7 protein-coding genes are annotated in these 21,175 nt (G+C 76.3%); 3 read left to right on the forward strand and 4 right to left on the reverse strand.

Annotated elements, in window-relative coordinates; genetic code table 11:
- The first annotated feature begins 264 nt into the window (after positions 1-264).
- From ACIP67_RS02815 to ACIP67_RS02825, 3 genes are all read left to right on the forward strand, one after another.
- Entirely contained in the window at positions 265-9,228 is an 8,964-nt protein-coding gene (locus tag ACIP67_RS02815) for an SDR family NAD(P)-dependent oxidoreductase (RefSeq protein WP_401686792.1), read from the forward strand.
- A 36-nt stretch (positions 9,229-9,264) separates the two neighbouring features.
- Complete coding sequence (locus ACIP67_RS02820; RefSeq protein WP_401686301.1) at positions 9,265-13,434, forward strand: type I polyketide synthase; 4,170 nt, start codon at positions 9,265-9,267, stop codon at positions 13,432-13,434.
- A gap of 74 nt (positions 13,435-13,508) precedes the next feature.
- The gene (locus ACIP67_RS02825; protein WP_401686304.1) at positions 13,509-14,669 is read left to right on the forward strand and encodes an LLM class flavin-dependent oxidoreductase; all 1,161 of its coding nucleotides are present in this window, start codon (positions 13,509-13,511) and stop codon (positions 14,667-14,669) included.
- On the opposite strand, the gene ACIP67_RS02830 is transcribed toward ACIP67_RS02825, so the two are convergent.
- From ACIP67_RS02830 to ACIP67_RS02845, 4 genes are all read right to left on the reverse strand, one after another.
- Positions 14,643-17,567 carry an AAA family ATPase gene (locus ACIP67_RS02830; RefSeq protein WP_401686307.1) on the reverse strand — a complete coding sequence of 975 codons (2,925 nt, stop codon included), beginning with the start codon at positions 17,565-17,567 and terminating at the stop codon, positions 14,643-14,645. The two genes, ACIP67_RS02825 and ACIP67_RS02830, sit on opposite strands and share 27 nt — an antisense overlap.
- A 98-nt stretch (positions 17,568-17,665) precedes the next feature.
- Positions 17,666-18,442: a thioesterase II family protein gene (locus ACIP67_RS02835; protein ID WP_401686309.1), complete on the reverse strand. Its 777-nt coding sequence runs from the start codon at positions 18,440-18,442 to the stop codon at positions 17,666-17,668.
- Entirely contained in the window at positions 18,439-20,280 is a 1,842-nt protein-coding gene (locus tag ACIP67_RS02840; RefSeq protein WP_401686312.1) for a dipeptide ABC transporter ATP-binding protein, read from the reverse strand. Before ACIP67_RS02840 ends, ACIP67_RS02835 begins: the two co-directional genes overlap by 4 nt.
- Positions 20,277-21,173: an ABC transporter permease gene (locus ACIP67_RS02845; RefSeq protein WP_401686315.1), complete on the reverse strand. Its 897-nt coding sequence runs from the start codon at positions 21,171-21,173 to the stop codon at positions 20,277-20,279. The genes ACIP67_RS02840 and ACIP67_RS02845 overlap by 4 nt, the downstream gene beginning before the upstream one ends.
- Positions 21,174-21,175 lie beyond the last annotated feature (2 nt).

The following is a 21,175-nucleotide window of genomic DNA, read 5'->3' on the forward strand; positions in this document are numbered from 1 at the left end:
GCCCCGGCCGAGCGGCGCCGCCGCACCGCGCCTCCTTCTCCACCAGACCCCACCCGCACCGGCCCCCGCCCCGCACCCCCGGGGCGTGTCCCGGACCGGGCATCGCGCACGAAGGACGGATTCATGAACGACAGCCGCATGCGGCACCTCCTGGAACGGGTCACCGCCGAACTGCACGAGACGCGCAGGAAGCTGCGCGAGGCCGAGGACAGCGGCCAGGAGCCCATCGCCATCGTGGGCATGGGCTGCCACTTCCCGGGCGGCATCGACTCCCCGGAGGACCTGTGGCGGCTGCTCTCCGAGGGCGGCGACGTCGTGGGCGACTTCCCCGACGACCGGGGCTGGGACGTGAGCGCGCTGTTCGACCCGGACCCGGACCGGCCCGGTACCTCGGCCACCCGGCACGGCGCCTTCCTCGCCGACCCCGGCTCCTTCGACGCCGACTTCTTCGGCATATCACCCCGCGAGGCGCTGGCCATCGACCCCCAGCAGCGCCTGCTGCTGGAGACGGCCTGGGAGACGTTCGAACGCGCCGGGATCCGGCCCGACACCCTGCGCGGCAGCAGCACCGGCGTCTTCGTCGGCACGAACGGCAACGACTACGCCCCGCCGGCCGGAGCCGTCCCCGAGGACCTGGAGGGCTACATCCTCGTCGGCAACGCGGCGAGCGTCGCGTCCGGACGGATCTCGTACACCTTCGGCTTCGAAGGGCCCGCCGTCACCGTCGACACGGCCTGCTCCGCGTCGTCGGTGGCCGTGCACCTGGCGGTACGGTCGCTGCGCTCGGGGGAGTGCGACCTCGCCCTGGCGGGCGGGGTGACCGTCATGACCACCCCGTCGACGTTCGTGGAGTTCTCCCGGCAGCACGGACTGTCGGCGGACGGCCGCTGCAAGGCCTTCGCCGCGGCGGCCGACGGGACCGGCTGGTCCGAGGGGGCCGGTCTGCTGCTGGTCGAGCGGCTCTCCGACGCACGGCGCCTCGGTCACCGGGTGCTGGCCGTCATCAGGGGCACGGCGGCCAACCAGGACGGCGCCTCGCACGGCCTGACCGCCCCCAACGGCACCGCCCAGCAGCGGGTCGTCCGCCAGGCCCTGGCCGACGCCCGGCTGACGCCCGCACAGGTCGACGCCGTCGAGGCGCACGGCACCGGCACCACCCTCGGCGACCCCATCGAGGCCCAGGCGCTGCTCGCCACCTACGGTCAGGAACGGGCGCCGGGACGTCCGCTGTGGCTCGGCTCCGTGAAGTCGAACATCGCGCACACCCAGGCCGCCGCGGGGGTGGCCGGCATCATCAAGATGGTGCAGGCCATGCGGTACGGCGTGCTCCCGAAGACCCTGCACGTGGACGAACCGTCCCCGCACGTCGACTGGACGTCCGGCGCCGTCTCCCTGCTGACCGAGCACCGGCCCTGGCCGGAGACCGGGCAGCCGCGCCGGGCCGGGGTGTCCGCCTTCGGCATGAGCGGCACCAACACCCACATCATCCTGGAACAGGCACCCGAGCCCACGGACACCGGAACCGGGGACGGCACCGGCGGCACCCCCGAGCCGACGGTCACCGGAACCGCCGAGGGCACCGGGCGCACGGAGCTCGCCACGGCCGGGGGCACCGGGCCCACGGAGCTCGCCACGGCCGGGGGCACCGGGGGCACGGAGCCGGCCATCGCCGAAGGCACCGGGCGCGCGGAGCTCGCCACGGCCGGGGGCACCGGGGGCACGGAGCTCGCCACGGCCGGGGGCACCGGGCGCGCGGAGCTCGCCACGGCCGGGGGCACCGGGGGCACGGAGCCGGCCATCGCCGGGGGCACCGGGCGCGCGGAGCCCGCCACCGCCGGGGGCACAGCAGGCCCCGCCGGCCCCGCCGCCCTGCCCCTGGTCCTGTCCGCCCGTACCCCGGCCGCCCTCACCGCCCAGGCGGGCGCGCTCGCCTCCTGGCTCCGCACCGCCGACGGCGCCGACGGTTCCGGCGGCGGTGGCGGCCTCGTGGCCGTGGCCCGCGAACTGGTGGCGGGCCGGGCCGGCTTCGAGGAGCGGGCGGTGGTCGTCGGCGCCGGCGCGGACGCCCTGCTCACCGGACTCGACGCGCTCGCCGCCGGCGAGCCCGCTCCCGGCGTCGTGCGCGGGAGCGCCGGCACCGATCCCCGTACGGTGTTCGTCTTCCCCGGGCAGGGCTCGCAGTGGACCGGCATGGCCCGTGAACTGCTCGACGCCTCCCCGGTGTTCGCGGACGGCGTCACCGCGTGCGCCCGCGCCCTGGAGCCGTACACGGACTGGTCCCTGGTGAACGTCCTGCGCGGCGCCGAGGACGCGCCCGGCCTCGACCGGGTGGACGTCGTACAGCCCGCGCTGTGGGCGGTGATGGTGTCCCTCGCGCGGCTGTGGCAGTCCCACGGGGTGCGGCCGGACGCCGTGGTCGGACACAGCCAGGGCGAGATCGCCGCCGCGTACGTGGCGGGCGCCCTGTCGCTCGACGACGCGGCGCGGGTGGTGGCCCTGCGCAGCCGGGCCATCGGCGCGCTGTCGGGCGCCGGCGGCATGGTGTCGGTGGCCCTGCCGCTCCGCGCGGCCACCGAGGCGATCGCCCCCTGGGAGGGCCGCCTCTCGGTGGCCACGGTCAACGGCCCGTCCGCCGTGGTGGTCGCGGGCGAGACCGACGCCCTGGACGAACTCGTCGCCGCCTGCGAGCGGGACGGGACCCGCGTCCGCAGGATCGCGGTGGACTACGCCTCGCACTCGCCGCAGGTCGAGCGGATCCGCGAGGAACTGCTCGCCGTTCTCGCACCCGTCACCCCGCGCCCCGCGCGGATCCCGCTCCTGTCGACGGTCACCGGCGACTGGCTCGACACCACCGGGATGGACGCCGCCTACTGGTTCACCAACCTCCGGCAGACCGTCCTGTTCGAACCGGCGATCCGCAAGCTGGTCGCCGAGGGTCACGACGTCTTCGTCGAGACCAGCCCGCACCCGGTGCTGACCGCGGCCGTGCAGGAGACCGCGGAGGCGGCCGGCACCGGGCCCGTCACCGTCACGGGATCGCTGCGCAGGGACGAGGGCGGACCGCTCCGTTTCCTCACCTCCCTCGCCGCGGCCCAGGTCCACGGGGTCGAGGTGGACTGGAGGCTGGCGCCGGCGGAACCGGGCACCGCCGTGCCGGACCTGCCCACCTACCCGTTCCAGCGGCGGCGCTTCTGGCTCGGACCGGTGGCCGGCGCGGCGGCGGACGCCTCCGGTCTCGGACTGCGTCCCGCCGGACACCCCCTGCTCGGCGCGACCCTGCGGCCCGCGGAGGGCGACGGACTGCTGCTGACCGGCCGGCTCTCCGCGCAGGCCCAGCCCTGGCTCACCGACCACACGGTCCTCGACCGGGTCGTCGTACCGGGCACCGCCCTGGTGGAGCTGGCGGTACGCGCCGCCGACGAGGCCGGGCGCGACACGGTGGACGAGCTGGTGATCGAGACCCCGCTGGTCCTGCCCACCGCCGGCGCCGTCCAGATCCAGGTCTCCGTGACCGCACCCGGCGAGGGCGGCCGACGCGCGCTGACCCTCCACTCCCGGCCCCAGGACGCACCGGACGGCGCCGACTGGACCCGCCACGCCACCGGGTTCCTGACCCGTTCGCCCGCACCGGCGGCGCCCTCGGAGGGCACGCCGGGCACCTGGCCGCCGCCGGAGGCGGCCGCCCTGTCCCTGGACGGCCTCTACGACCGGCTCGCCGAGTCCGGTGTGGTCTACGGCCCCCGGTTCCGGGGACTGCGCGCCGCGTGGCGGCGCGGTGAGGAGCTGTTCGCCGAGGTCGCGCTCGACGGCGAGGAACGCGCGGCGGCCGGGGAGTTCGGGGTGCACCCGGCGCTGCTCGACGCGGCCTTCCACACCGCCGCACTCGGCACCGCGTTCCGGCCGGAGCCGGACCGGACCCTGCTGCCGTTCGCCTGGAACGGGATACGGCTGCACGCCTCGGGCGCGACGACCCTGCGGATCAGGCTCGCGCCCACCGCCGACGGCGGCCTGTCGCTGGACGCCGTCGACGAGGCCGGAGCCCCCGTCGTGTCGGTCGCCTCGCTGGTGTACCGGCCGGTCTCCGCGGGGCAGCTCGCCGCGGACGCCGGGACCGCCACGCCGCTGTACGGGCTCGCCTGGAAGCCGCTGCCGCTGCCGGAAGCGGCGCACGCGGGCGGCACCGTGCCGGCGGCGTTCCTCGGGGACGCGTCCGGACCGGGCCGGGGGGCGGCCTTCCCCGATCCCGCCGCCGTCGCCGAGGCGGTCCGCGCGGGCCGCGACGTACCGGCCGACGTCTGGTACGAGGTACCGGCCTCGGCGGCCGCCGGACCCGGCACGGACGGGGACGCGGCGGACGCGTCCGTGCCGACGCGCGCACGGGCGACGCTCGACCGGGTGCTCGCCCTCGTGCAGGACTGGCTCGCCCGCCCCGAACTGGACGGCGTCCGGCTGGGCGTGCTGACCCGGGGCGCGGTGTCCGTCGCCGGTGAGTCGCCGGACCTGGCGACCGCCGGAATCTGGGGACTGCTGCGCTCGGCGCAGTCCGAACACCCCGGCCGCCTCCTGCTGGTGGACGTGGACCCGAACGGGGACGAGGACGGGATCGGGCACGCGGACGGCGTCGGCCCGCTCGCCGCGGCCGTGACGGCGGCCGACGCCGCCGGGGAGACGCAGCTCGCCCTCCGGGGCGGCGCCGCCCTCGTGCCACGCCTCGTCCCCGCGGCCCCGGCCACCGGGTCCGCAACCGACGCCCCGTCCCCGCCCGCCACCTGGCGGTTCGCACCGTCCGAGGGGACCGTCCTGGTGACCGGAGGCCTGGGCCTGCTCGGCAGGCTGGTCGCCCGTCATCTCGTCACCTCCTCGGGCGTACGGCACCTGCTGCTGACCGGCCGGCGGGGCGAGCGGACGCCGGGCGCGCACGAGGTCGTCGCCGACCTCACCGGCCTCGGCGCCCACGTCACCGTCGCGGCCGTCGACGCGGCCGACCGGGACGCCCTGCGGACCGTCCTCGACGGCATCCCGGCGGCGCACCCGCTCACCGGTGTCGTCCACGCGGCCGGCACCCTGGACGACGGCGTCCTGGCCGGCCTCACCGCCGACCGCCTGGACACCGTCCTGCGCCCCAAGGCCGACGCCGCCTGGAACCTGCACGAACTCACCCGCGACACGGACCTCTCCGAGTTCGTCGTCTTCTCCTCGGCCGCCGGCGTCCTCGGCGTCCCCGGCCAGGCCAACTACGCCGCCGCCAACACCTTCCTCGACGCCCTGGTGGCGCACCGCCGCGCCCGAGGACTGGCCGCCACCTCCCTCGCCTGGGGGCTGTGGGCGGAGAGCAGCGAGCTGACCGGCCACCTGGACGGCGCGGACCACCGCCGCAACGCCCGCCACGGCACCCGCCCGCTCACCACCCCCGAAGGCCTCGCCCTGTTCGACGCGGCCGGAGCGACGGACCACGCCCTGCTCGTCCCCCTCGCCCTGCGGCACGGAGCCGACCCCGCGCAGCTCCCCGCGGTCCTGCGCGACCTTGTGCGGACGCGGCGGCCCGTCGCGCGCACCGCGTCCGAGGCGTCGGGCGCCCCCCTCGCCGCGCGGCTGCGCGCCCTCGACGCGGCGGCACGGGAGGAGTTCCTGATCGGCCTGGTCCGGGCGGAGGCGTCGACCGTCCTCGGCCGCGACGACCGCGAGGGCATCGCCGCCACCCGGGCGTTCAAGGACCTCGGCTTCGACTCGCTGACCGCCGTGGAACTGCGCAACCGGCTGGGCGCGGCGAGCGGACTGCGGCTGTCACCCACGCTCGTCTTCGACCACCCCACCCCGCGGTCCCTGGCACGCTTCCTGCTCGCCGGACTCGTCGGTGAGCACGAAGCGGCGCCCGCCCCGGCCCCTGCCGCCGGACCGGCCCCCGTCACCGACGACCCCGTCGTGATCGTCGGCATGAGCTGCCGGCTGCCGGGCGGCGTCGCCTCGCCCGACGAGCTGTGGGAACTGGTCTCCACCGGCGGCGACGCGATCACGCCCTGGCCCACCGACCGCGGCTGGGACAACGAGGCCCTCTTCGACGCCGACCCCGACCGGCCCGGCCGCACCTACACCCAGCACGGCGGATTCCTGCACGACGCGGCCGACTTCGACGCGGGCTTCTTCGGGATCTCCCCGCGCGAGGCGCTGGCCACGGACCCCCAGCAGCGCCTCCTGCTCGAAACGTCCTGGGAGGCGTTCGAACGGGCCGGCATCGCCCCCGACACGCTGCGCGGCAGCAGGACCGGGGTCTTCGTCGGCGTCATGTACAACGACTACGCCTCGCGCCTGCACGACCTGCCGCCGGAGCTGGAGGGCTACCTCCACAACGGCAGCGCGGCCAGCGTGGCGTCGGGCCGCGTCTCGTACACGTACGGGTTCGAGGGTCCGGCGGTGACGGTGGACACGGCGTGCTCGTCGTCGCTGGTGGCGCTGCACCTGGCGGTGCAGGCGCTGCGGTCCGGCGAGTGCGACCTGGCGCTCGCGGGCGGTGTGGCGGTGATGGCCTCGCCGTCGGGCATGGTCGCCACCTCCCGGCACCGCGCCTTCGCCCCGGACGGCCACGTCAAGGCGTACGCCGCCGCGGCGGACGGCACGAGCTGGGCGGAGGGCGTCGGACTGCTGCTGGTGGAGCGGCTGTCGGACGCGCGGCGGCTGGGGCATCCGGTGCTGGCGGTGGTGCGGGGTTCGGCCGTGAACCAGGACGGCGCCTCGAACGGGCTGACCGCCCCGAACGGCCCGGCCCAGCAGCGCGTCATCCGGCAGGCGCTGACGACCGCGGGCCTCGCCCCGCACGACGTCGACGCCGTCGAGGGACACGGCACGGGCACCACCCTCGGCGACCCGATCGAGGCACAGGCGCTGGTGGCCGCCTACGGCCGCGGCCGGCCCGAGGACCGTCCCCTGTGGCTCGGCTCGCTCAAGTCCAACATCGGGCACACCCAGGCCGCCGCCGGCGTCGCCGGGGTCATCAAGATGGTGCAGGCCATGCGGCACGGCGTCCTGCCGCGGACCCTGCACGTCGACGAGCCGTCACCGGACGTCGACTGGGCTGCGGGCGGCGTGCGGCTGCTGACCCGGGAGCAGCCCTGGGAGGCGGACGGACGACCGCTGCGCGCCGGCGTCTCGTCCTTCGGCGTCAGCGGCACCAACGCCCACGTCATCCTCGAACAGCCCGACGGAGCCGAGGAGCCGGTCACCGCCCCCGCACCCGACGGGGACCGGGAGCCGGCCCCCGCCCCCGCAGCCGACGCCGGTGGACAACCCCCGGCGGGGTCCGCCGAGGACGTGCCCCTGCCCTGGGTGCTCTCCGCGCGGACCCCGGCGGCCCTCTCGGCCCAGGCCGGGCGGCTGCTCGCCCTGCTGGCCCCGGCGGACGGCCCGCCCGCCGCCGACGTCGCGCACGCCCTGCTCTCCGACCGGTCGCACTTCGAACACCGTGCGGTCGTGGTCGGCGCCGGCCGCGACGCCGTCGCCGAGGGCCTCGGCGCCCTGGTCCGGGGCGAACCGGCCGGGAACCTCGTCCGGGGCGTCGCCGCCGACGGCGTCAGGACGGTCTTCGTCTTCCCCGGCCACGGCTCGCAGTGGGCCGGAATGGCCCACGGACTCCTGGACTCCTCACCGGTGTTCGCCGAGCGGATCGAGGACTGCGCGCGGGCGCTGGCGCCCCACGTCGACTGGTCGCTCCTCGACGTCCTGCGCGAGCTGCCGGGAGCGCCGACCCTGGACCGCGTCGACGTGGCCCAGCCCGCGCTGTGGGCCGTGCTCGTGGCGCTCGCGGCGCAGTGGCGGGCGTACGGGGTGGAGCCGGACGCGGTCGTCGGGCACAGCCAGGGCGAGGTCGCCGCCGCCACCGTGGCCGGCATCCTGTCCCTCGAGGACGCGGCCCGGATCGTCGTGGAGCGCAGCCTGATCCTGGCCGGTCTCGTCGGCAAGGGCGGCATGGTCTCCGTCGCCCTGCCGCCCGAGGAGGTCGAGCGGCGCATCGAGGCCTGGCCGGGACGGCTCTCGGTGGCCACGGTCAACGGGCCGTCGGCCGCCGTGGTCGCGGGCGAGGACTCCGCCCTGGAGGAACTGCTCGCCGACTGCGCGGAGCGGGGCGAGCGGGCCCGGCGGATCAGGGCGGCCACGGTCGCCGGTCACTCCCCGGTGATCGACGAGGCGAAGGAGGAACTCCTCGAACGGCTCGCCTTCGTCACCCCCCGCGAGGGCGACGTACCCCTCTACTCCACGGTCACCGCCGCGCTCGCCGACCCGGCGGAACTGGACGGCGCGTACTGGTACCGCAACATCCGGCAGACGGTCCGCTTCGCCCCCGTCGTCCGGGACCTGGTGGACGCGGGACACACCGTCTTCGTCGAGGTCAGCCCGCACCCGGTGCTGGCCGGCAGCATCCAGGACACCGTCGAGGCGGCGGACGCCGACGGCGTGGTGGTGACCGAGACCCTGCGGCGCGACCACGGCGGCCTCGACCGCTTCCTCGCCTCGGCCGCCGTCGTGCACGCCCGGGGCGTACCGGTGGACTGGTCCCCGGCGTTCGCGGGGCTGCGGCCGGGACGGGCGGAGCTGCCCACGTACGCGTTCCAGCGGCGCCGCTTCTGGCTGGACTCCGGGACGAACCCCGTGGGGCCCCTCGCCCGGGAGGGCGGCGACCCGGTCGGCCTCGGCGACGACGGGACGGAGCCCGAAGCCTCGGACGCCCCCGCGGCGCGGCTCGCCGCCCTGGGACCCGCCGAGCGGGCCGAGGCGCTGACCGACCTGGTGCGCCGGCAGACGGCGGACGTCCTCGGCCACGACGACGTCCACGAGGTGGGCGCGGACCGCGCGTTCAAGGAACTCGGCCTGGAGTCGCTGACCGCCGTGGACCTGCGCAACCGGCTCGCCGCCGCCCTCGACCGGAGACTGCCGGCCACCCTGGTCTTCGACCACCCGACCCCCGCGGCCGTCGCCGCGCACCTCGCGACGCTGCTGCCCGCCGCCGACGCGGCACACCCCGGGTCCGCGCACGACGCGCTCGCCCTGCTGGAGCGGATCGCGCCCGACGTCACGCCGTCCGACCCGGGCGGACGCGAACTGGTCGCCCGCCTGCGGGCGCTGGCCGCCCGCTGGGGCGACGACGCGCGGGAGACGGGCGACGGCCCCACCGACGACATCGACCTGGAGTCGGCGACCGACGACGAGCTCTTCGAACTGATGGACAGCGAGGCGTGATGCACGACGGACCGGGGACGCGGGAGGTGGCCGACGGTGGCCGATGAGGAGAAGCTGCGCCGCTATCTCAAGCGGGCGCTCGCCGAGGGCCGGGAGACGCAGCGGCGCCTGCGCGAGGTGGAGTCGGGCCTGCGCGAGCCGATCGCCGTCGTCGCCATGAGCTGCCGGCTGCCGGGCGGTGTCGCCTCGCCCGACGACCTGTGGGAGCTGGTGGCGGCGGGCGGCGACGCCGTCGCGCCCTGGCCCGACGACCGCGGCTGGGACCTCGACGCCCTCTACGACCCCGACCCTGACCGGCCGGGCACCAGCTACGTCCGCCACGGCGGATTCCTGTACGACGCGGCCGACTTCGACGCGGAGTTCTTCGAGATCTCCCCGCGGGAGGCGCTGGCGACGGATCCGCAGCAGCGGCTGCTGCTGGAGGCGTCCTGGGAGGCGTTCGAGCGGGCCGGCATCGCCCCCGGCACACTGCGCGGCAGCAGCACGGGCGTGTTCGTCGGGCTGGCGGCGCAGGACTACCACACCCGGCTCGACGAGGTGCCCGCCGAACTGGAGGGCTACCTGGGCATCGGCAACCTCGCCAGTGTGGCGTCGGGGCGCATCTCCTACACGTACGGGTTCGAGGGTCCGGCGGTGACGGTGGACACGGCGTGCTCGTCGTCGCTGGTGGCGCTGCACCTGGCGGTGCAGGCGCTGCGGTCCGGCGAGTGCGACCTGGCGCTCGCGGGAGGGGCGACGGTGATGTCGACCCCCGCCGGGTTCGTGGCGTTCTCGCGACAGCGCGGGCTGTCGCCCGACGGCCGCTGCCGGGCGTTCGCCGCCGCGGCGGACGGGACGGGCTGGGCGGAGGGCGTGGGGCTGCTGCTGGTGGAGCGGCTGTCGGACGCGCGGCGGCTGGGGCATCCGGTGCTGGCGGTGGTGCGGGGTTCGGCCGTGAACCAGGACGGCGCCTCGAACGGGCTGACCGCCCCGAACGGCCCGGCCCAGCAGCGCGTCGTGCGGCAGGCGCTGGCCAACGCGGGTCTCACCCCGCACGACGTCGACCTGGTGGAGGGGCACGGCACGGGCACGACCCTCGGCGACCCGATCGAGGTCCAGGCGCTCCAGGAGACGTACGGCCGCGGCCGGCCCGAGGACCGGCCCCTGTGGCTCGGCTCGCTCAAGTCCAACATCGGGCACACGGCGGCGGCCGCCGGCGTGGCGGGTGTCATCAAGGCGGTGCAGGCGATACGCCACCGCGTCCTGCCCCGGTCGCTCCACGTGGACGCGCCCACACCGCACGTCGAGTGGGCGGGCGGCGGCGTACGGTTGCTCGACGAGGCCCGGCCGTGGCCGGACGGCGACGGGCCCCGCCGGGCCGGTGTGTCCGCCTTCGGGGTGAGCGGCACCAACGCGCACGTGATCGTCGAGCAGGCGCCGCAGGAGCCCGAGCCGGAGGAGCCCGAGCCGGAGGAGCGCGAGCCGCAGACGCACGAACCACAGACGCACGAGCCGCAGCAGAACCAGCCGCACCAGAACCATCCGCAGCGCGACGAGCCGCAGCAGAACCATCCGCAGCGCGACGAGCCGGAGGAGAACGCCTCCGAGGGCGGCGCAGGCCGCCCCGCCGCCGCGGCCCGTCCCGCCGCGCTGCCCTGGCTCCTCTCCGCCCGGTCGGCGGCGGCGCTGCGGGACCAGGCGGACCGCCTCGCGGCGCTGCTGCGGGACCGCCCCGACCTCGACCCGGCCGACGTGGCCTGGTCCCTGGTCACCCGGCGGGCCACGCACGACCACCGCGCGGTCGTGGTGGCGGGCGACCGCGACGGCGTCCTCGACGGCCTGCGCACACTGGCCGAGGGACACGCGTCGGCCGCCGTACCGCAGAGCCCCGCCGACGGTGCCCCGGCGGCCCGCGCCGGCCGGACCGCCTTCCTCTTCACCGGACAGGGCAGCCAGCGGCCCGGCATGGGACGGGAGCTGTACGAGCAGTTCCCCGCCTACGCCCGGGCGTTCGACGAGGTGGCCGCCGAGTTCGACCTGCACGGCGCGGGACACCTGGCCCACTCCGTGCGCGAGGTGGTGCTGTCCGGCGGCCACGGCCACCTGCTCGACCGTACGGAATACGCCCAGCCCGCCCTCTTCGCCGTGGAGGTCGCGCTCCTGCGGCTGCTGGAGGGCTGGGGAGTGCGGCCCGACGTGGTCGCCGGGCACTCGATCGGCTCGCTGGCCGCGGCGCACGCGGCCGGCGTGCTCACGCTGTCCGACGCCGCGTCCCTGGTGGTGGCCCGCGGACGGCTGATGCAGGCGCTGCCGGCCGGCGGCGCCATGGCCGCCGTGGAGGCCACCGAGGAGGAGGTCGCCGCGGCGCTGCGGGGCCGGGAGGAGACGGTCGCGATCGCCGCGGTCAACGGCCCCCGCTCGGTGGTCGTCTCCGGAGACGAGGAGCCCGTCGTCGCCCTGGCGGCCGGCTTCCGGGCCCAGGGCCGCAGGACGGCCCGGCTCCGGGTGAGCCACGCCTTCCACTCCCACCGCATGGAGGGAATGCTCGACGAGTTCCGCCGGACGGCCAAGGCGGTCGACCACCACGACCCGGTCCTGCCCATGGTCTCCGACCTGACCGGCGCCCCGGCGCGGGACGGGGAGCTCGGCGCCGACCACTGGACGGAACACGCCCGCAGCCCGGTCCGCTTCCTGGACGCGGTGCGGGAACTGCGCGCCCTCGGCGCGACCCGGTTCGTGGAGGTGGGCCCCGACGGCGTCCTCACCGCCCTGGTGGGCGACATCCTGGCCGACGACACCGCCGGCGCGGCCCCGCCGGCCGTCCTCACCTCCGTACTGCGGGGCGGCCGCCCCGAGGCCGTGACCCTGCTGACGGCCCTGGGCCGGCTCCACGCCGACGGCGTGCGGGTGGACTGGCCGGCGGTCTTCGAGGGACTCGACCCGCACCCGGTGGACCTTCCCACCTACGCCTTCCAGCGCCGGCGCCACTGGCTCGACGCCACCGTGACACGCAGCAGCACCGACGCCCCGCTGCTCGCCGGTCCCACGGCACCGGCCCCCGGCCCCACCTGGGCCGAACGGCACGCGCACCTGTCCGGACCGGCGCTCGGCACCGCGCTGCTCGACCTCGTACGGACGCAGGCGTCGGCCGTCCTCGGATACCCGACGACGGAAGCGGTGCGGCCCGAGCGGCCGTTCGTCGAAGCGGGACTGGACTCCCTGTCGGCCGTCGAGCTGCGCGCCCGGCTCGCCGGCACGACCGGTCTGGCGCTCGGGGGAGCGCTCACCATCCGCTTCCCGACCCCGGCGGCCCTCGCCGGGCACCTGGCGGACCTGCTGCGGGAGCGGCCGGGGCCCGACGTACCGCCGACGGCGCAGGACGGCCCGCTCACCACCCTCTATCTGCGGCTGTGCGCCGCCCGGCAGATCACGGCCGCCACCGAGGTGATCGTGGCCTCCTCTCGGCTGCGGGACACCTTCGGCGCGGCGGACGGCGCCGTCCACGCCGTCGAACCGGTCGCCCTGGCACACGGCGGGGCCCCGACCGCGCTGGTCTGCTTCCCGGCCCTCACCGCACTGTCCGGACCGCACGAATACGCCCGCTTCGGCCAGGCCCTCGACGGGCTGCGGGACGTCCTCGCCGTTCCCGCGCCCGGCTACGCGCCCGACAGCGCCCTGCCGGACTCGGCGGACGCCTTCGTCGCGATGCAGGCGGACGCGGTCCAACGGCTGGTGGGGGAGCGGCCGTTCGCCCTGCTGGGCCGCTCCCTGGGCGGCTGCGTCGCCCACGCCGTGACCGCCGAGCTCGAACGCCGCGGAACGGCCCCGGCGGGCCTCGCCATGGTCGACACGTACCCGATGGACACCGCCTCCCTGCCCGGCATGGAGTGGTGGATGCCCGCCATGATCAACGGAATGGTCGACCGGTTCGACGCGTTCGACCTGGGCCTGAGCGACAACGGCCTGACCACCATGGGCCATTACCTGCGCACCTTCGGCCCCTGGCAGCCCCGGCCGGTCACCACCCCGACCCTCCTGCTGCGGGCCGAGGACCCGCTGCCCGGGACGCCGGCCGACCCAGGGCGTGACACCCGTGCCTTCTGGCGGCTGCCGCACACCACGGCGGACGTGCCCGGCGACCACTTCTCCGTCCTCGAAGAACACTCGGCGACCACCGCCGCCGTCGTCGAGGAATGGCTGGACACCCTCGGCCGGCCGGCCCCCTGACCACCGGCCCCCTGACCACCGACACCCGCACGACGCGCCGCACGGCGCACCGCACGAGAGAAGAGAAGAACACCATGACCGCACCACAGCCCCTGCACCTCGCCGTCGCCCTGGACACCGTCGGCTGGCACCCCGCGGCGGGCGCCGGACCCGACGCCCCCGACGGCGACCTGTACGGCCTGGCGCACTGGACCGCACTCGTCCAGGAGGCCGAACGCGGGCTGCTGGACTTCGTGACGCTGGAGGACCCGCCCAAGCGCCCCACCGGTCACGTCGCCCACCGGCTGGACGCGCTCCTCGTCGCCGCCGCCCTGGCCTCGCGCACCGAACGCATCGGACTGGTGCCGACCGGCGTGGCCGACCGGGCCCAGCCGGCACACATCGCGCGGGCCGTCGCCACCCTGGACCACGTCAGCGGCGGCCGGGCCGGCTGGCGCACCCAGGTGACGCCCGCGCGCCCGATCGTGATAGCCGACATCTTCACCCCCGAGGTGCAGCGGCCGATGGCCGAACTCTTCGAACGCGCCGCCGACCTGGTCCGGGTGGTGCGCGCCCTGTGGGACGGCGTCGACGACGAGAAGGCGCTGCGCGATCTCGCGCCCGGCCGCTTCGCCCCGGCCGACCCCGACCCCGGCGGCAGCTTCACCGAGATCGAGCCGCTCGGCGGAACGGCGGGCGACTGGCTCACCATCGACTCGCCCGCGCTGGCCCCCCGCGCCCCGCAGGGCCACCCGCTCGTCTTCACCCTCGCCCACATCTCCCTTCCGTACCGCTACGGAGCCCGCTCCGCCGACGTCGTGTCGGTGACGCCGCACAGCGCCGAGGAAGCGCGCGCGACCGTCGAGGAGATCCGGACCGAACAGGCCGCGGCCGGACGCGCGGACCAGAAGGTGCACGTCTTCGCCGACGTCGTGGTCTTCCTCGACAGCACCCCGGGCCGGGCCGCCGAGCGCAAGGCGCGCCTCGACGAGGCGCACGGCGCCCCCTGCACCTCCGACGCGCACATCGCCGTGGGCACCCCCGCCGAGGTCGCCGACCTGCTCCTGGAATGGCAGGGGGCAGGCCTGTCCGGGTACCGTCTGCGGCCCGGCGCGCTGCCCCACGACCTGACCGCCATCACCCGCGAACTGGTGCCCGAACTCCAGGCCCGCGGCGCGTTCCGGACCGCCTACGAGGCCGACACCCTGCGCGGGCTGCTCGGACTCCCGCTACCGCCGGCCCCCGACGCGCTCTGAGACCGGACCCCGGCACGCCGCCTCCTGCCGGAGCTCCTGCTCCGGCAGGCGCTCCTCCTCCCGCACCTGCCGCTCCGGCAGGCCCGCGGCCGCTCGTGCGGACGGCCCCGGCTCCTCCCGGCGGTCGGGTTCGAGCAGCCACGGCGGCAGGTGCGCCCGGCCCTTGATACGCAGTTTCCGGTAGGTGTGCGTCAGGTGCTGTTCCACCGTGCTGACGGTGATGAACAGCCGCTCGGCGATCTCGCGGTTGGACAGCCCGGCCGCCGCGAGCGCCGCCACCTGAGCCTCCGAGCTGCTGAGCACACCGGCCCGGGCCCGGGCGTCGCGCTCGTGCCCGGGAGCCGGGGCCTCACGGACCGTCAGCCGCCGGGACAGCGGGGCGAGGCCCTGCTCCTCGGCGATGTCCAGGGCCTGCCGGGCGACCATCCGGGCCCGGCCGCTCTGGCCCGCCCGGGTGTGCACCTCGCTCAGGTCGGCCAGGGCGCGGGCCAGTTCCAGCCGGTCACCGGCGGCGTCCAGCAGATCGGCGGCCTCCCGCAGCAGGGTCGCGCGCTGCCGGGAGTCGGCCACGGAGGCGGCCGTGTGCAGCGCCATCCCCCTGGCCCGGGGCTGACCGGCCGGAACCAGGGCGAGCTGCTCGACGGCCAGCCGCCGGGCGTCGTCGGTCCTGCCGAGCCGCAGCAGGGCCGCCACCGCGTCGCCGCGCCACGGCACGAACGCGGGGAGGTCGATGTCCCACTCCCGCATGAGCCGGCCGCACCGCGTCAGGTCGTCGAGCGCGCCGTGCAGCAGGTTCACCGAGAGCCGCCACCGGCCGCGCGCATACAGGTACTGGATCCCGAACCGGGTCTGGAACAACTCCTCGGGCAGCGCCGCCACCGGGGGCCCGCCGACGTCCCTGATCGTGCCCGTCGCGGCGGCGGCCAGCTGGAGACTCGACAGCGGAGAGCCGATCAGGACCCCCCAACCGCGCAGCGACAGCAGCCCCATGGCCCGGCGGGAGCACTGCTCCGCGAGCCGTACGTCGCCCTGGCGGATCGCGATCTCGGCCCGCAGCGCCGCGAACAGCGCCTGCCACGTCGGGACGTCACGCCGGGTGGACTCCCGCAGCAGCACATCGCACCAGCCGGCCGCGAGATCGCACCGGTCGGCGTAGACCAGCACCGACACCGCCTGGTGGACGGTGTCGAAGGTGGCGTCGTCCAGCACCGTCGTCTGGAGCGCCAGTTCGGCGCTGCGCACGGTGTCCGGGCCGGGGCCCGAACGCAGCAGCCGGTTCAGGACGCCGGCCATCCGCCCGGCCGCCCCGTCGGCGGCCCGCGCGGCCGACCGCCGCGGCCGGGTCCGGGCGGCGGGCTGGGACAGCAGGGCCGGATGGGAGGCGCGCACCCACTGCCGCGCCGCGTGGTACTCGGCGCTGGAGCGCGCGTCCAGCGTGTCCGAGGACCGTTCGAGCCGGCGCAGCGCGAGGGTGATCTCGTCGCTGCTGCCGTTCCACAGCAGCCGCCCGAGCAGCGCCACGCCCTGGCAGCCGGACAGCCGGCCCTCCCGCAGGGCGGCGATCAGCGGACGCAGCCGCCGGCAGGCGGTGTCGGGGTCGGTGCGGAAGTCGACGAGGCTGCGCAGCATGGTCACCGTCACCCGCTGGTCCTCGTCCGCCGAGGCTTCGCCGGCCACGTCCAGGCAGGCCTCGGCGGTGGATGTGTCGTCGCGGCGCAGCGCCTCGCGCGCCGCCTCCACCGCCACGGGGAAGGCCCACGGCTCCCGGCTGTGCCGGGCCGCCACCAGGTGGACGGCGATCGCCGACGCGGGCTCCCCGGCCTCGTGCAGCAGCCGGGCCGCGTCCCGGTGCAGCGCCGCGCGCTCGCCGGCGGACATGCCGGCCAGGACGGCGGCGCGGGCGGCGGGATGACGGTAGCGCCCGTCGTCGAGGACGCCGAAGCGGTCCATCGCCGCCAGCGTCTCGTCGACCACCGGCCGGGGCCGGCCGAGCAGCCGGGCCAGCCGGCCGCGGGAGCCCGACGCGTCCAGCACCGCGAGCGCGCGGGCCGCGTCGCGGTACCGCTCCCCGGCGCGGCGGACACACGCGTCCACCGCCCGGCCGAACTCCTCGCCCGCGACCGGCTCCGCCGCGGACGGCCGCAGGGCCGTGTGCTCGTGGTGGTCCTCCGCGAGCGCGCGCAGCAGCAGCGGGTTCCCGCCGCTGAGCCGGTGCCACGACGTGGCCGCGGAACCGGACACCGGGCCGGGGCCGATCAGCCGGGTCAGCATCTCCCGGGTGCCGGCCGGGGACAGCGGACCCACCCGCAGCCGGGTGAAGTGCCCCTGGCGCATCATGGTCGTGCGCCAGGACAGCTGGGGGCCGCTCGCCCCGGCCGCCGTGTCGCGCTCGGTCACCACCAGCAGCACGCGGTCGGTGCGCAGCAGGCGCCCGACGTACGTCAGGGAGTCCAGGGAGGCCGAGTCGGCGAAGTGCAGGTCGTCGACGATCAGCACCACGGGAGTCCGCTCCGACAGACCGCGCAGCAGCTGCCACTGCACCTGGCTGACCTGCGCGGGCGTCGGGCCGTGCGTCAGCAGGTCCGCGTCGCACGGCGCGATCGCGGTGCCGTCCCCGGGCAGGCGCAGCGCCCGCTCGCGGTCGGCCGGCGAGAAGTGCTGGTGGCGGAAGATCTGACCGACGACCCCCAGGGGGATCCTCTGCTCCGAGCAGCGGGCCGTCGAGTGCAGCACCACGGCACCGGCGGCCGCCGCCTCCTCGCCGAGGACGTGCAGGAGTTCGGTCTTCCCGGCGGCGACCGGCCCGCTGATCGCGGCCACGCCTCCTCGGCCCGCGAGACACTCGGCCAGCATCTCGCGCAGTCGCCTCACCTGGGTCTCACGTTCGACTAGAACCACAGCAGGTTCCCCATCTCCCACGTCGCGGTGGCGTTGTACGGACCTCGGACATCAACGCCGTCGGTGACGTCCAGCTCGGGGCGGAGGGAGCGAGCTGGTCAGGCCCGCTCCGGTGCGGGCGCGGCGCCCGGGAGCAGCCGGGAACGGATCAGCGCACCGATCCGGTCCTGGTGTTCGGTGAGGAAGAAGTGGCCGCCGCTGAAGGACAGCACCTCGGTGGAGCCGGCGGTGTGCCGCTCCCAGGCCCGTGCCTCGTCCGCCGTGACCTTCGGGTCGTCGGTGCCGACCAGCACGGTGACCGGGGCCTCGATCGGAGGGCCCGGCCGGTGGCGGTAGCGTTCCACGGCCCGGTAGTCGCCGCGCAGCGTCGGCAGGACCATCGCGACCAGCTCGGGATCCTCGAGCAGCGCGGGAGGTGTCCCGCCCTGGCGGACGATCTCCGCCAGCAGCTCCCGGTCGTCGGCGAGGTGGAGCCGTTCGGCGCGGACGGTGGACGGCGCCCGTCTGCCGGAGGCGAAGAGCGCGGCCGGCCCCGAGCCCGTCGTGCTCCGCAGCCGCCGGGCCGTCTCGTACGCCACGAGGGCGCCCATGCTGTGCCCGAAGAAGGCCGGCGGCTCGGCCCACCAGGGCCGCAGCACGTCGGCGATCGATCCGGCCAGGCCCTCGATGTCACTGACCTGCGGCTCCGCCCGGCGCTCCTGGCGACCCGGGTACTGCACGGCGAGCACCTCCACCTGGGGATGCAGCCGCGCCGAGAGCCAGAACCAGAAGCCGGCCGATCCTCCCGCGTGCGGGAAGCACACCAGGCGCGCGGCGGCCTCCGGGGAGGGATGGAAGCGCCGGATCCACGCATCGGTGTCGACGTCCGTGCTCATGCCCGTGATCCCTGTCCTTCCTGGTTCCGGTCGGGCCGGGGCAGCGCGGCCAGCAGCTCCCGCGTGTACGGGTGGGCCGGGCTGTCGAAGATCTGCCCGACGTCCCCGGTCTCGACCAGCCGCCCGTCCTTCATCACGATCACCCGGTCGCTGACGTGGTGGACGACGCCGAGGTCGTGCGAGATGAACAGCAGGGCCACCCCCAGCTCCCGCTGGAGCTCCGCCAGCAGGTCCAGCACCTGGGCCTGGATCGACACGTCGAGCGCGGAGACCGGCTCGTCGCACACGATCAGCCGGGGCCGGGTGGCCAGCGCCCGGGCGATCGCGACGCGCTGGCGCTGTCCGCCGGACAGCTCCGACGGACGCCGGTCCTGCACCCGCGCCGACAGGCCGACCTGGCCGAGCAGTTCGGTGACCCGCGCCGAGCGGACCCGGCCGCGCGGGACCCCCGCCCTGCCCACCGCCTCCGCGACGATGGTCCGCACACTGTGCCGGGGGTCGAAGGAGCCGAGCGGGTCCTGGTGGACGACCTGGAGACGCGGACGCCGGGCCCGCCGTTCCCGCTCGGGCAGAACGCTCCAGGGCTCGCCCTCGAACCGCACGCTCCCCTCGTCCGGCTCCACCAGGCCGAGCACGATGCGGGCCGTGGTCGTCTTGCCGGAGCCGGACTCGCCGACCAGGCCGAGCGTCTCACCGGCGGCGATCCGGAAGGACACCTCGTCGACGGCGGTCCAGGAACCGCCGCCCGGGGCCCGGAAGCGCTTGGAGACACCCCGCACGTCCAGCAGCGGCTCGCCGGAGGCGGCGGCGCCGGGTTCCCGCCCGGCGGCGGCCACGGGGCGGCGGACGGCCGGTGCCGCCGACGGCAGCGGCGCGTCGGGGTGCCAGCAGAGCGTGAGATGCCCGTCGTCGCCCGCCGCGGCCACCGGCAGCTCGGCACGGCAGCGCGCGTCGGCCGCGGCGCACCGGGCCGCGTACGGGCAGCCGCCGGGCCCCGCCGCCTCCCCCCGCCCGGGAGCCGCGACGGACAGCGCGCTCCCCTTGGAGCCGATCGTGGGCACCGCCGCCAGCAGGGCCCGGGTGTACGGGTGCCGGGGATCCTTCAGCACGTCCCGGGCCGGCCCCTGCTCGACGACCAGACCCCCGTACATCACCGCGACCCGGTCGGCGAGCCTGGCCACCACCGCCAGGTCGTGACTGATGAGCAGCAGCGCCGTGCCCTCGCCGACCAGACGGCCCAGCAGGTCGAGGATCTGGGCCTGGACGGTCACGTCCAGGGCCGTGGTCGGCTCGTCGGCCACGAGCAGTTCCGGCGCGCCGGACAGCGCGGACGCGATCAGGGCGCGCTGGCGCAGACCGCCCGACAACTGGTGGGGATACTCCGCGGCCCGGCGGGCGGGGTCGGGGATCCCGGCGTCGGACAGCAGGGCGAGGCTCCGCTCGCGCGCCTCGGCGCCCCGGGCGAGGCCGTGCGTGTGCAGCGTCTCCCGGATCTCGGCGCCCACCGTGCGCAGCGGGTCCAGGGAGACCAGCGCGTCCTGGAGGACCAGGCCGATCCGGCGCCCCCGCACGGCACGCCACGCGCGCTCCGACAGGGCGGTCAGGTCGACGCCGTCGAAGTCGAGCCGCCGGGCCGCCACCGTGGCGTGCGCCCCGGTCAGCCCGAGCAGGGTGCGGGCGGTGACGCTCTTGCCCGACCCGGACTCGCCGACCACGGCGAGGCACTCGCCCCGGCCGAGGGTGAACGACACGTCCCGCACGGCACGGACCTGTCCGCCCCGCCGGAAGGTGACGTCGAGACCCTCGACGCTGAGCAGCGGCGACTGGGTGGCGTTCATCGGTCGGTCCTCCGGGTGAAGCGCTGCTGGGCGTGGCGGCCGACCACGTTCACGGCGATGACGGTCGTGGTGACGGCGGCGCCCGGGAACACCCCGATCCACCACGCCGTCTGCAGGAAGTCCCGCCCGGCGGAGAGCAGCGCCCCCCACTCGGGCGAGGGCGCGGCGGGGCCGAGGCCCAGGAAGCTCAGCCCGGAGGCCGAGATCAGTGCCGTACCGAACCCGACGGTCGCCAGGGTCAGCAGGGGAGCGAGCGCGTTCGGCAGGATGTGCCGCAGCACGATCCGCCGGCGCGGCAGGCCGAGGGCCACCGCCGACTCGACGTAGCTGGAGCGGCGTACCACCATGGCCTCCGCGCGGACCAGACGGGCGTAGCCGGGGACGAAGGCGATGCCGATGGCGGTCATCACGTTGACGGTGCCCGAGCCCAGCACGGTCACGACCAGCAGGGCCAGCAGCAGGGCGGGCAGCGCCAGCAGGATGTCGGCCAGCCGCATCAGCAGCTGGTCGGCGACGCGTCCGCCCAGCGCCGCGGCCAGGCCGAAGGCCGCGCCCGCGACGACCGATATGAGGGTGGAACCGAAGCCCAGCAGCAGTGACGGCCGCGCGCCGTAGAGGATGCGGGTGAACAGGTCGCGGCCCAGTTGGTCGGTGCCGAGCCAGTGCTCGGAACCGGGTCCCTGGAGCGCGGCGAGCGGGTCGGTCGCCGCGGGCGAGACGCTGGTGAACAGACCCGGTGCCACCGCGACGAACACGACGAGCAGCAGCAGGACGCCCGCGAGCACGACGGTCACGGGAACGGACGACAGCGGTCCGGCCCACCGCCGCCGCACCCGGGCGGGTGCGGCGACGGCGGAGCCGGTGCCGAGATCGGGGAGGAGTGAACTGGCCATGG

The sequence above is a fragment of the Streptomyces sp. NPDC088812 genome (assembly GCF_044750285.1).
GTDB lineage: Bacteria > Actinomycetota > Actinomycetes > Streptomycetales > Streptomycetaceae > Streptomyces.

Bases quoted from the DNA above. Each gene is read 5' to 3' on its own strand.
- ACIP67_RS02845 (WP_401686315.1), bottom strand. From the start codon at position 21,173: ATGGCCAGTTCACTCCTCCCCGATCTCGGCACCGGCTCCGCCGTCGCC.
- ACIP67_RS02840 (WP_401686312.1), bottom strand. From the start codon at position 20,280: ATGAACGCCACCCAGTCGCCGCTGCTCAGCGTCGAGGGTCTCGACGTC.
- ACIP67_RS02835 (WP_401686309.1), bottom strand. From the start codon at position 18,442: ATGAGCACGGACGTCGACACCGATGCGTGGATCCGGCGCTTCCATCCC.
- ACIP67_RS02825 (WP_401686304.1), top strand. From the start codon at position 13,509: ATGACCGCACCACAGCCCCTGCACCTCGCCGTCGCCCTGGACACCGTC.